Origin of the sequence: Puia sp. P3 (assembly GCF_050632245.1) — a bacterium.
In the GTDB taxonomy this organism is placed as follows: Bacteria; Bacteroidota; Bacteroidia; order Chitinophagales; family Chitinophagaceae; genus Puia.
Genome location: NZ_CP192583.1, coordinates 1,135,129 through 1,147,260, shown reverse-complemented (window position 1 = coordinate 1,147,260; position 12,132 = coordinate 1,135,129). Strand labels below are relative to the sequence as shown.

The 12,132-nt window shown below is 53.3% G+C and carries 14 protein-coding genes and 2 pseudogenes; 7 read left to right on the top strand and 9 right to left on the bottom strand.

The genetic code is table 11. The annotated features are described in order from the left end of the window. Positions 1-96: 96 nt before the first annotated feature. Positions 97-873: an RMD1 family protein gene (locus tag ACQ86N_RS06575; protein ID WP_431214483.1), complete on the bottom strand. Its 777-nt coding sequence runs from the start codon at positions 871-873 to the stop codon at positions 97-99. Positions 874-956: 83 nt separating this feature from the next. Between ACQ86N_RS06575 and ACQ86N_RS06570 the strand changes: the two genes are divergently transcribed. Next, a complete protein-coding gene (locus ACQ86N_RS06570; protein ID WP_431214482.1) occupies positions 957-1,343 on the top strand; it encodes a VOC family protein in 387 nt (128 codons plus the stop codon). A 54-nt stretch (positions 1,344-1,397) separates the two neighbouring features. Here the strand turns inward: ACQ86N_RS06570 and ACQ86N_RS06565 are convergent, their stop codons facing one another. Then, a complete protein-coding gene (locus ACQ86N_RS06565; RefSeq protein WP_431214481.1) occupies positions 1,398-1,928 on the bottom strand; it encodes a FecR family protein in 531 nt (176 codons plus the stop codon). An 88-nt stretch (positions 1,929-2,016) separates the two neighbouring features. Between ACQ86N_RS06565 and ACQ86N_RS06560 the strand changes: the two genes are divergently transcribed. Next, positions 2,017-2,874: a CvfB family protein gene (locus ACQ86N_RS06560; protein ID WP_431214480.1), complete on the top strand. Its 858-nt coding sequence runs from the start codon at positions 2,017-2,019 to the stop codon at positions 2,872-2,874. Here ACQ86N_RS06560 and ACQ86N_RS06555 read toward each other — a convergent pair. Genes ACQ86N_RS06555 through ACQ86N_RS06545 form a run of 3 tightly spaced genes read right to left on the bottom strand, consistent with a single transcriptional unit; the run spans position 2,871 to position 5,793 of the window. Then, positions 2,871-4,043 carry a DEAD/DEAH box helicase gene (locus ACQ86N_RS06555; protein WP_431214479.1) on the bottom strand — a complete coding sequence of 391 codons (1,173 nt, stop codon included), beginning with the start codon at positions 4,041-4,043 and terminating at the stop codon, positions 2,871-2,873. The genes ACQ86N_RS06560 and ACQ86N_RS06555 overlap by 4 nt on opposite strands. A gap of 8 nt (positions 4,044-4,051) precedes the next feature. After that, the gene (locus ACQ86N_RS06550; protein WP_431214478.1) at positions 4,052-5,659 is read right to left on the bottom strand and encodes an SNF2-related protein; all 1,608 of its coding nucleotides are present in this window, start codon (positions 5,657-5,659) and stop codon (positions 4,052-4,054) included. Further along, on the bottom strand, positions 5,635-5,793 hold the full coding sequence (locus tag ACQ86N_RS06545; RefSeq protein WP_431214477.1) for a hypothetical protein: 159 nt from the start codon (positions 5,791-5,793) through the stop codon (positions 5,635-5,637). The genes ACQ86N_RS06550 and ACQ86N_RS06545 overlap by 25 nt, the downstream gene beginning before the upstream one ends. A 221-nt stretch (positions 5,794-6,014) precedes the next feature. Between ACQ86N_RS06545 and acpP the strand changes: the two genes are divergently transcribed. The 5 genes and pseudogenes from acpP to ACQ86N_RS06520 all read left to right on the top strand — a co-directional run bounded on the left by acpP (position 6,015) and on the right by ACQ86N_RS06520 (position 9,101). After that, the gene (gene acpP, locus ACQ86N_RS06540) at positions 6,015-6,272 is read left to right on the top strand and encodes an acyl carrier protein (protein WP_431214476.1); all 258 of its coding nucleotides are present in this window, start codon (positions 6,015-6,017) and stop codon (positions 6,270-6,272) included. A gap of 343 nt (positions 6,273-6,615) precedes the next feature. Further along, positions 6,616-7,727 (top strand): annotated as a pseudogene (locus tag ACQ86N_RS06535) (hypothetical protein). Between the two features lie 65 nt (positions 7,728-7,792). Then, the gene (locus ACQ86N_RS06530; RefSeq protein ID WP_431214475.1) at positions 7,793-8,293 is read left to right on the top strand and encodes a M13-type metalloendopeptidase; all 501 of its coding nucleotides are present in this window, start codon (positions 7,793-7,795) and stop codon (positions 8,291-8,293) included. Between the two features lie 80 nt (positions 8,294-8,373). Then, complete coding sequence (locus ACQ86N_RS06525) at positions 8,374-8,511, top strand: M13-type metalloendopeptidase (protein ID WP_431214474.1); 138 nt, start codon at positions 8,374-8,376, stop codon at positions 8,509-8,511. Positions 8,512-8,615: 104 nt separating this feature from the next. After that, the gene (locus ACQ86N_RS06520; RefSeq protein ID WP_431214473.1) at positions 8,616-9,101 is read left to right on the top strand and encodes an acyl-CoA thioesterase; all 486 of its coding nucleotides are present in this window, start codon (positions 8,616-8,618) and stop codon (positions 9,099-9,101) included. Positions 9,102-9,153: 52 nt separating this feature from the next. On the opposite strand, the gene ACQ86N_RS06515 is transcribed toward ACQ86N_RS06520, so the two are convergent. The 4 genes and pseudogenes from ACQ86N_RS06515 to ACQ86N_RS06500 form a co-directional block, all read right to left on the bottom strand. Beyond that, a complete protein-coding gene (locus tag ACQ86N_RS06515) occupies positions 9,154-10,125 on the bottom strand; it encodes a sodium:solute symporter family transporter (protein ID WP_431214472.1) in 972 nt (323 codons plus the stop codon). Continuing rightward, a pseudogene (locus ACQ86N_RS06510) lies at positions 10,122-10,840 on the bottom strand (sodium:solute symporter family transporter). The gene ACQ86N_RS06515 and the pseudogene ACQ86N_RS06510 overlap by 4 nt, the downstream one beginning before the upstream one ends. Before the next feature lie 89 nt (positions 10,841-10,929). Continuing rightward, entirely contained in the window at positions 10,930-11,163 is a 234-nt protein-coding gene (locus ACQ86N_RS06505) for a hypothetical protein (RefSeq protein WP_431214471.1), read from the bottom strand. Further along, positions 11,136-11,981, bottom strand: coding sequence for a hypothetical protein (locus ACQ86N_RS06500; protein WP_431214470.1), 846 nt, complete (start codon positions 11,979-11,981; stop codon positions 11,136-11,138). Before ACQ86N_RS06500 ends, ACQ86N_RS06505 begins: the two co-directional genes overlap by 28 nt. Positions 11,982-12,132: the final 151 nt, after the last annotated feature.

The following is a 12,132-nucleotide window of genomic DNA, read 5'->3' as shown; positions in this document are numbered from 1 at the left end:
GTATTCAGATTAATTTTTTTGAAATATATCGGCTTTGTTGTTGTTTATACCCATTTTTGAATATGTAAACCGGACACGATAACGTCAACCCACCCCCTAAAACAATTTATCGAAAAGTAAATTCAACACTTCGACCGCAATCAGGATAATTACGATCCACTCCAGAAAAGTGCTGTTTCGGTATTGCAGTAAATCCTTAAAAAGTTCCAGGTTCTCCTTCACGATCTCCAGACCCTCCCGGATATCCCTGTATCTTTCCTGCAGGTCGAAGGTCCGCTTCAACCCCAGATCGATCCGGTTCAAATTCTCATCCTCCCAGGTCTCGGGCGGACTATCGAATATATACAGGTTCTCCGCAATGCGGTTCTTCAGGTTAAGCGTCTTCCCGATATACATCTTCAGGTCCTGCCGCGACATACTCAGCCGCCCCTTCTGCTCCAGCCTCAGCGTATATTCATTCGTCTCTTCCTGTATCAGATTGGTCTGCTCCTGAAAATAGTCCAGCGCCACCGACTGACTGACATTCAGCATGATCAGCCGGATCACCTCCTCATCAGGCTTCGTTACCTCTATTTTATTATACCCGAACTTATTCTCTTTGGCGTCCGTCTCCACCTCAAACTCCTCACTGAGCTTCAGCTCGAATACATTCTTGCCAAACGGCGCTATCCGCTGCAGAAACTCCTCCCGGCCCGCCTCGCTGCAGTTGGTAAAACAAACCACGCCATATTTGAAGATGTATATATAGGTGTCATCCCCTGTTTTGTAGAACAATTCATCCGCGTCATAATGATAGATCCCCTCCTTATAGGCAGCCCGGAACCCCCTGACATCGATACTGTCTGCGATCTGATAGGAAACAACGTGCAGCATATGTCCAAATTACTCGATTTTCCCCAAATTAATTTTAAAATACTAAATTTTTTAGTATTTTAGTTCCCACAAAATTTACGACAATGGAATCACTTGCACCAAACATCTTTGTAAAGGACATCAACGCAACCATCGCATTCTACGAACAGCTCGGCTTCGGCCTGGTCATGTCGGTACCCCAGCAGGGAGAAGGCGACCTTGTCTGGGCCATGATGACCAACGGCAGTGTCACGATCATGTTCCAGACATTAACCAGCCTTGGCGACACACTTCCCATCATCAGCCGCCAGGACGGTGGATCGCTCCTGTTTTACATCCGGCTGCCCCGTATCCGGGATTTTTTCAGTCAGATAAAAGGCAAGGTCAACGTCGTCCAGGAACTCCAAAAAACCTTCTACGGCGCGACCGAATTCTCGATCACCGACAATAATAACTACGTCCTGACCTTTGCCGAAGACGAAGGGGAATAATTCCCCTTCCTTTTTCCGCAACACACCTGTCCGCGAAAACCGCAGAATCCATCCTCACCTCATCGCTCTGACCTTCTCCAGTTCAGCCGGACTCATCTTCTCCTTTTCCATCAGGTCGATATCCCGGTTGATCATCACCATATCTCCCGAATCCAGCACCTCCGGCTCATTATCCGTGTCGGAATGATAGGACTTCTTTACCCTTAACTTCCCTTCCAGCAGATCCACCTGCTCGCCGGCATTCTTCCTGAACGCATCCACATGGAACCGGGTCCCCAGCACGGTGATCTCCAGATTCCGGGTGTGGAGTACCAGCGGCCGCCCCGCAACCGCTACCACGTCAAAAAGCGCCTCCCCATCCAGCTCGAGATCCCGGTTGTCCTTCCCAAACCCCTTCGCAATGGAAAGCTGCGTCCCCGGCCGCAGCACGACCCGGCTCCCGTCCGGCAGCTTCACCTCATGGGAATCCCCCGAATTATTCGTATACCGAGTACCCTCACCGAGGGTGATATTCCGGCTCGTCCCGCCATTGCAGGCCGCCAGAACCGTCAGAACCACCAATACCACTAAGTTTGAAAGCTTCATAAACGTGAATCTAATAAATATCCCGTAACTTCTATCTTTGCACCATGATCCGCATCGGCGAATACAATACGCTCACCGTAAAAAAGAATTGAACTTCGGCCTCATCCTCGATGACGGCAAAGAAGGTATACTCCTGCCCACACGTTTCGTGCCCAGAGGAACCAGGCCTGGCGACACCCTGAAAGTATTCCTTTACCACGACGGCGAAGACCGCCTGATCGCCACTACCCAGGAACCCTTCGGCATCCTCGGCGACATCGTCAGACTCCGCGTCGTCAGCGTCACCCCGCTGGGCGCCTTCCTCGACTGGGGCCTCATGAAGGACCTCTTCGTACCAAAATCGAAACAACTCAGCGGCATGCGCCTCGGCGGCGACTACCTCGTAAAGATCTATCTCGACGAACAAACCGGCCGCCTGGCCGCCACGGAAAAGATCGAACCCTTCCTCAGCAACGAAGACCTCACCGTAAAAGAAAAAGACCTCGTAGACCTCACCGTCCTCCGCCGCACCGACATCGGCTACGTCGTCATCATCAACAACCGCCACACCGGCGTCCTCCACTTCAACGAAATATTCCGCGACATCAGGGTCGGCGACCGCTTCAAAGGCTTCATAAAAAATATCGTCGCCGCCGACCAGTCCCCCTCGGGCGAGACACAGATCGACGTCGTGGCAGGCGCCCCCGGCTACGAACGCACCGAAGACGCGTCCGCAAAGATCCTCCGCCTCCTTAAAGAACATAAAGGCTTCCTCCCCTATCACGACAAGTCCGAACCCGAAGCCATCTACTCCTTCTTCGGCATGAGCAAAAAAACCTTCAAAATGACCACAGGCCGCCTCTATAAAGAAAAAAGATCTCCATCACCGACACCGGCATTCGCCTCACCTAACCACCGGCACCCGACCCGTCAAACCAAACCACCAAACCACCAAACCACGGCCTAACTGAACAAATAAGCCACATCCTCCTGCGTCAGCTGCTTCACAAATCCCCCCTCATCGGCCACCAGATCCGCCGCCAGGGCCTTCTTCCTCTCCTGCAGCTGCAATATCTTCTCCTCCACGGAGTCTTTACAGATCATCCGGTACGCAAACACCTTCTTCTGCTGACCGATACGGTGACTCCGGTCGATAGCCTGCTGCTCCGCCGCCGGGTTCCACCAGGGGTCCACAAGATATACATAGTCCGCCGCCGTCAACGTCAACCCCACCCCGCCAGCCTTCAGACTGATCAGGAAAACCCGCATATCCGGCGACTCCCGGAATCGCTCCACACTCTCCCGCCGCGCCTCCGCCGGCACACTCCCATCCAGATACAGATACCCGATTTCCCGCGAATCCAGCGCCTCCCTGATCAACCCCAGCATGGACGTGAACTGTGAGAAGACAAGTACCTTGTGCTCTCCGGTATTCTCCTCGATCTCCCTCACCAACTCATCCAGCTTAGCCGAGACATTCGGAAACTCACCATCCTTCAGCATCGCCGGACTATCACAGATCTGACGCAATTTCGTCAACCCCTCCAGAATGTAAATACTGCTCTTCCCCATCCCATCTTCCGCGATCCGGTCAAGCAGACTCTCCCGGTAGTGTTCTTTATGACTATTATATATCTTCCGCTGCTCCTCCCCCATCTCACACCAGAGGATCATCTCGGTCCTGTCCGGCAGATCACGCGCCACCTGCTCCTTGGTACGCCGCAGAATGAAGGGATATACCAGCCGGCGAAGCCGCAACGCTGCCTCCTTATCCCCATTCCTGTCGACCGGCGTCGCAAACTCGGTCCGGAAGAATTCCGAACTGCCCAGCATACCCGGATTGAGGAAATCCATCTGCGCATACAGGTCGAAAGTATTATTCTGGACCGGCGTCCCGCTCAGCGCGAGGCGGTTGCGCGCCTGCAGCTGCTGTATCGCCTTGCGCACCTGCGAGGCAGGGTTCTTTATCGCCTGACTCTCGTCAAGAATGACGTATCCGAACTTCCACTTCGAAAAATGCTCGATATCGTTCCGCACCATCCCATAGCTGGTAATGATGACATGCGCCCGCCTGAACCGCTCCTCATCCAGCTCCCGGTCGGCGCCGTAATGGATGTACCAATCCAGACCCGGCACGAATTTCTTCAGCTCCCCTCCCAGTTATACAACAACGAGGTCGGACATACGACAAGATGTGTCTCGTCTGGATAGGTCTCCACCAGGTGCTGTAAAAAACTCAACGTCTGCAGCGTCTTTCCCAGACCCATATCATCGGCCAGACAACCTCCCCAACCCATATCATCCAACAGACACATCCACTGAAAACCGCCCACCTGATAATCCCTCAGCTGGGCATTCACAGCGGCGGGCACCGGCCACCGCCGGTCCCGGTCCACTTCCAGCAACCGCCGCTTCTTCTCGGAAAGCTCCCGTTGCAGCTCCTCATCCGCTCCGCCCGACTCCTGCAATATCGCCCAGTGTACCGCTGGCAGACGCATACCCCCTTCCCGCATATGCCCCATCCGCAACAACAGCGAATATTTGTCTATCCACTCCTTCGGCAATATCCCCAGACTTCCGTCAGATAACAGGATATAATCCTGCCGGCCCAGAATGGCCTTCCGCAGTTCGTTCAACGGAACTACCAGATCGCCATAGCTGACCCGGATAGTAAGATCGAACCAGTCGATACTGCGACCCGTGATGATCTCGAACTGTGGGACACTCGTGTTGTATTTGAACTTCCGCAGCTTGTTCATCCCCAGCACGGGGATATCCATCTGCTGCATCTGCTGATAGAACCGCAGGAACCAGCTCTTCTCCAGCGCCTCCTTAAAATTCAGATAAAAATATCCGTTGGTCTGCCCCTCGAACTTCATATGCAAACCCCGCAGTACACCCATCAGTTCCTGCTCGATATCTTTTTTCGCGGTATGATAGTGATCCTTTCGTCCTCCTCGATACGCGTCTCCACCTCTTCGCCATCCTCCAGCTCGTGCTCCGCATACAGCCAGCTTGGGCTTGATCAGCAGGAAATTCTCATTCAGTTCGCTTACATATACCCGACCGGAAGGCGCCACATCGATCGTCTCTTTCCGGATCACCGCATCCATATCAACAGGATACCGCTCCGCCAGCGGCCTGACCACCTCCGTCAGAAAACGCGGCAGCCCTTCCTCGCGAACCTCCATCGCCCCCGCGGCCAGCTCATCCAACACAGCGCTGTCATCCTTCTTAAGCAAAAAATATTCGTTCCCGCTCTTCAAAAAATAAGGAGGCCGCTGAAATTCTTCCAGCGGGAAAACGCCACTGTTGATCTCGACAAAACAACGCAGCGAAAGATAGCCACCCTTTCTTTCCAGCACCCAGCGCAGCGCTGGGGTCGCCGTGCTGATCGACGCCGGCCGGATATTCGTGCTCATAAAAGGCTGCCCGGCCGGCAAATAATACAACAGCGGTATCGCGGGTGTCAGCGGTTTCAACTCCTGAAGGGCATCACTCATCCAATGCCGCAGGACGATATAGTGCCGCTCGTCCAGACTGTCCCAGGGCTTATCCGCATCCCTTAGCCACGCAAACCCTCCCTTTACCAGACACTCGAGCAAAGCCTCATCCGCCAGCTTCCGGATCACCGAAGCAACCGCCGGGGGCAGACTCGGTAAATAAGTCTTGTACAATGCACCCGTCAGCGGTATACGCTGATAGCTCCTCCCTTCCTTCTTCTCCATCACCAGCAACAGCTCGACCGACAATCCCCCCTCTTCTCCTGACCAAAATTCAATAGCAGTCCGATCTTAACCGGCATCTCCTTCTTTTTCGCCGCTGCCCCCGCAGGAGCGGACGAAGACGAAGTCACAATGATTGTTTTCTTAGGCGTATTACTCATATGTTAAAATTTGGGCAAAAAAGTTCACCAAAAAATACTTTTTTGCCCAAGTATCACTATGTCAGTACACTCGGCAAAGCCTCGTGTACAAACTGGACTTCGTCCAGTTTTGGCCGCGCAAATTACCAATAAACAATCATTTTTCGCAGTATCTTTGTACACTCCATACTGACCGCACGATTGCCTGCAAGCCCTGCCACCCCCCCATTAAAAAATTGATTATGAGCACGCTTACCACCAGAAAGTCCGACATCGCGGCAAGAGTAAGGAACATCATCCACGAAAAGCTCGGCGTAGACGAATCAGCCCTCGTCGACACAGCATCATTCTCCACCGATCTGGGCCTCGACTCCCTCGATGTCCTCGAAGCATTCATGGAAATGGAAAAAGCTTTTAATATAAAGATCAGCGACGAAGAAGCTGAAAAACTTACCACCGTCGGGTCGGTGATCGACTATATCACCATAAATACCAGATGAGCGCCGCGAAAACCATAGGAAATATTTTCGTCCGTCTGTTCAAAGCGATCTTCATCCGCAAAAAAGACTGCTGCAGATAAACCATATTTTACCCAACCACCCTTATCGTGCCCCTCCACTCATCTTGCTAAAATTCCGTTAGTCAATATTTTAGCTAAAAAGCGTCGTTGCCGTTAATATTTGTACTATACTAGTGCATGATTAGCAGGAAAGCCTTGTTCATTTTACCCCTGTTTGCCCTCGCATTTTCCCACGACCAGTCGATCCCTCCCGACCTGTTGGTCCGAAACCTCGACACAACCATCAACCCCGCCACAGATTTCTTTACTTACGCGAATGGCGGTTGGATAAAAATAACCGTATCCCCCCGAAGAAAGCAGCTGGGGCATCGGCCAGCTCGTACGCGAAGACATCTACCAACGCCTCCCGCAACATCAGCGAACGTGCCACCGCCCATCCCACCGAAACCGTCGTCTCACAGCAGATCGGAGCCCTCTGGTACTCCGGCACGGACTCCGTCGGCGCAGACCAACAGGGCCTCAGCCCCCTCCGCCCGGACCTCGACTCCATCCGCGCCATCCATACTACAAAAGACCTTCTGCGCATCGCCGCGAAACTTCACAACAGGAATATCGGCGTCCTCTTCGACGACGGCGTGGGACAGGACGCCAAAAACAGCGACCTCATGGCCTTCCAGCTCGGACAAGGCGGCCTCGGCCTCCCCAACCGCGAATACTATTTCAAAACCGATCCAAAATCTGTACTCGTACGGGAGGCCTACAAGAAATATATCTCCATCACCCTCCATCAGCTCGACAGCCTCTACCACACGGGAGCAACCGCCGTCTCCACCGGCACAACAGCCAGCACCACCGCAGTCTTCAACCTCGAAACCCGCCTGGCCAAAGCCTCCCGCAAACTCGCCGAACTCCGCGACCCCGTAAAGAACTATAATAAATATAGCTGGACCAAACTCCAGCAGCCACCCCCGCCCTCTCCTGGGCAGACTGGTTCCGGAACACCGGCCTCAAAAAAGTCGACTCCATCATAATCGGCCAGCCCGAATTCTACGCCGCCCTCAACGCCCAGCTGACCCAAACCAGCCTCAGCGACTGGAAGAACTACCTCCGGGTGCACCTCGTTCTGTCCGCCGCACCCTACCTCGACAAAAACACATTCAATAATTATTTCGACTACCGCCGGACCCTGACAGGCGCCGCCATCCCCCGTCCGCGCTGGAAAAGGGTTCTCGACGCAGAAGAACGCGCCATGGGTGAAGCCCTCGGCCAGCTCTTTGTAAAAGAATACTTTCCGCCCGCAGCTAAACAACGCTATACCGACCTCGTCGAAGCCATCCGCGACGCCTACAGGGAAAGGATCCAACGACTCACCTGGATGAGCGAGCCGACCAAAAAACAAGCGCTCAACAAGCTCGCCCATATCACCAAAAAGTAGGCTACCCCGATAAATGGAAAGACTTTAGCGCGCTGCACATCGACCGCGGCCCCTTTGTTCTCAATATGCAGCGAGCCGCCGCCTGGTGGCATAATTATGAATTCAGCCGCCTCGGTAAACCCGTCGACCGCACCGAATGGGACATGACCCCGCAGACCTATAACGCCTATTATAATCCCAGCAACAACGAAATAGTGCTCCCCGCCGGCATCTTCGCCGTTCCCGGCAAAATGGACAGCGAGCTCGACGACGCATTCGTATACGGATACGCCGCGGCCTCCACCATCGGCCACGAGATCACCCACGGCTTCGACGACGAAGGCCGCCAGTTCAACGAACACGGCGACCTGAAAGACTGGTGGCAGCCCGAAGACGAAAAACAATTCCGCCGGCGCGCCTCCCTGATCATAAAAGAATTTTCCGAATTCAACCCCGTGGATACCCTCCACGTCAACGGCGACGCCACCCAGGGCGAGAATATCGCCGACCTCGGCGGACTCCTCCTCGGACTGGACGCCTTCAAAAAACCGCGGCCTATAAGAACAACGAAAAGCTCGGCGGACTGACTCCCTCCAGCGCTATTTCCTCGGCTATGCATACGGCTGGATGTACCAGGAAAGAAAGGAAGCCCCGGCCTCCCCGCTTGATGACGGACGTACACGCTCCGGCGAAAGAACGCGTCAACGGCCCCGTAGTCAACATTCCGGAATTTTATCAGGCTTTTAATGTCAAATACGGCGACAAGATGTATCGCGCCGACAGTCTTCGTGTTAACATCTGGTAGTCACACAAGGTCACACACAGCAAAAGGCAGCCTTCACCGGCTGCCTTTTTGATTTACCCGGGGCCGCAAGGACCCTTATCTTTGCTCAGCCAAATTCCACATAAATGGAAAAAACACCTGTCTCCTTTTATACGGTCCGCTTCAACGACTGCGACCCGCTCGGCCACCTCAACAACAGCAAATACATCGACTACTTCCTCAACGCCCGGGAAGACCACCTGAAAACTCACTACGACATCGACCTCAAAGAATGGGCGCAGCGCGGTGACATGTTCGTCGTCAGCCAGCACGAGATCCGCTATCTCCGGCCCGTATTCTACAACGACCGCGTCGGCATCCAGTCGGCGCTCATCGCCTGGGGCGATACCTGGCTTGTCGTGGAAATGCTCATGATGGACGAGTCGGGCCAGCCCAAAGCCATCCTCTGGACGAGATTTACACGCATCAACGCCCGGACAGGAAAGAGCCAGACTCACCCTGACGATTTCATGACACTGGATCCACGCAACACTGGTCGAAGGAATAGACATAGAGGCCGGTCTCAAAGGAAGACTCGAACAGCTAAAACAAAAGTCGAACGGCTAAAATAAAAAGACCACCCCATCTCCTGAGGCGGTCTCCAATATTATCTCACGACTACCACTACCAGTATACCGTATACAAGGTGATCAGCAGCACACAGATGATCAGCGCGCCGACCGCAAAACCCTTCGATACCCGGAACATGCTAGTGTCAACCACCATCCCATTGTTCTTAATACCCCGCCTGTTCTCCACAAAATTGATGACCGCCATCCCCGCGATACAGAACAGGAACACAAACCCCATCCGGTCAAGGAATGGTATCTCGTACTTGCCGCCATTCGCAAAGTTCGGTTGATAGAACCCGTAAGGCGTCAGCCAGTCCAGGTTAACTCCCCATGACGGAAGGAATTTCAGGACACAGGACATAATAAATCCCCCGATAGTGGCAAACAACGCCGCATTCGAGGTCGTCCGCTTCCAGAAGAATCCTAGTATGAACATCGCAAAGATCCCCGGAGACACAAACCCCGTATACTCCTGAATATAGTTGAAACCCTGCTTTCCTTCACCCATCAGCTTCTCACCGATGACCAGCGACATCAGAATAGCCAGCAGCATGCTGACAATGACCGTGATCTTACCCGTCGTCACCAGATGCTTCTCGTCGGCATTCCGGTTGATCGCCTTTTTGTAAATATCCAGCGTAAAAATAGTAGCGATACTGTTCGCCTTACCCGCCAGGGAAGCCACGATCGCAGCCGTTAGTGCCGCAAACGCAAGCCCCTTAAAACCATCGGGCAGCAGCGTCATCAGATTGGGGTACGCCTTGTTTACGTCCACAACCCCCGATGAGCTAAGCATCTCGGTATGGAACATTCCCTTCTGGTACAGAACATAGGCGCCGATGCCCGGCAACACGACGATCACCGGCATCAGCAGCTTCAGAAAAGCCGCATACAAAATACCGCTGCGCGCCGTCTTCAGGTCTGCCCCCAATGCCCGCTGCGTTATATACTGGTTACAACCCCAATAGTTAAGGTTTACGATCCACATCCCCCCGATCAGTACGGTCAGACCCGGAAGACTCACATAGTTGGGTGAATCCTTTTAAAGATCATATGGAAATGGTCCGGGGCATCCTTCGTCAGTATCTTAAAGCCCGCCAGCAGCCCCGACTGGCCGGACTTCTCAGCCACCAGATTCAGCGCGATATAAGTAGCCACCAACCCGCCGAGTATCAGGAAAAAGACCTGAATGACGTCGGTATACCCGATGACCTTCATCCCCCCCAGCGTGATAATAATGGAAAAACCGGCAAGAAGAAAGATACAGAGATTGATATTGAGACCCGAGATGCCGCTCACCGCCAGCGCCCCAAGATAAAGGATCGACATCAGATTCACCACGATATAAAGGGCCAGCCAGAATATCGCCATGATCATCGCTACCTTGTCGTTATACCGCTGGCTCAGGAACTGCGGCATCGTATAGATCTTGTTCTTCAGATAGACGGGAATAAAGAAGATCGCCACGATGACCAGCGTCGCGGCAGCCATCCACTCATAGGTGGAAATAGCCAGACCGAGCAAAAACCCGATCCACTCATGCCGATCATCTGCTCCGCAGAAATATTCGAGGCTATCAGCGACGCACCGATGGCCCACCATGTCAACGCACCCTCCGCCAGGAAATAATCTTTGGAATTGGTCTGCGCAGCCTTTTTTCGCCTGTAGATCCAAAATCCGTAAAATGCAACGATTAAGAAATAGATGAAGAAAACGACCTTGTCCAGCGATTGTAACATTTGCATATGGTAGCGATGAGGTTGAGTGAAGTCCTAAAAATAAGGCAAATAGCCGACATATGCCGGCTATCCGCACATATACTAAAAATTTATATAAACCGGTTGATGAGGTTCTCGAGGTACTCCTGCCTTCCGCTGATCACCTTCGGCTCGCCGTTAGCAACAGCATACTCCCTCAGGTCCTCCAGACTAACCTGCCCCTTCACAAAGGCAGCGCCCTTCCCTCCGTCAAAAGAAGCATACCGATCGGCACGCACCTTCCAATAGTCCGATTTCGTAAGGACCATATCCGCTATCACCAGCGCCCGGGCAAAATTATCCACGCCCCCGATATGCGCGTAGAACAGATCCGCGTTGTCCGTGGAATTCCTCCGGCGCTTGGCGTCGAAATTGATACCACCCCCTGAAAACCACCGCCTTCAAGAATAATCAGCATCGTTTCCACCAGCTCATTGATATTGGTCGGGAACTGGTCCGTATCCCAGCCATTCTGGTAGTCCCCGCGATTCGCATCCATCGAGCCCAGTAACCCCGCATCCACCGCCACCTGCAGCTCGTGCGTAAAAGTATGCCCCGCCAGCGTAGCATGGTTGACCTCCAGGTTCAGCTTGAAATCACCCAGCAGGTCATACTGCCGCAGAAATCCGATGACCGTAGCCGCATCATAGTCGTACTGGTGCTTGGTCGGCTCACACGGCTTGGGCTCGATAAAGAACGTTCCCTTAAAGCCCTGCTTGCGCGCATAGTCCTTAGCCGTATGGAGGAATCGGGCAAGATGCTCCTGCTCCCGTTTCATATTCGTATTCAGAAGGCTCATATAACCTTCCCTTCCGCCCCAGAACACATAATTCTCTCCCCCCAGCGCTATCGTCGCATCCAGTGCCGCCTTCACCTGTGCCCCGGCATGCGCCAGCACATGAAAATCCGGGTTGGTGGCGGCGCCGTTCATATACCTCCTGTTGGAGAACAGATTGGCCGTACCCCACAACAGTTTGACCCCGCTGGCCGCCTGCTTCTCCTTCGCATAGTTGACCAGCGCATTCAGCCGCTTTTCGTTATCGGCTACATCATTCGTATAGTCAACGACATCGACGTCATGAAAACAGTAAGTAAGGCAGACCCAGCTTGGTGATAAATTCAAAAGCCGCGTCCATCTTATCCTTAGCCCTTGCTACCGGATCGGATTTTTCATTCCATGGATATACATGGGTGGGCTCTCCGAACGGGTCGGCCCCATTACCGACAAAAGAATGCCAGTAGGCGACCGCAAACCGTAAATGATCCTTCATCGT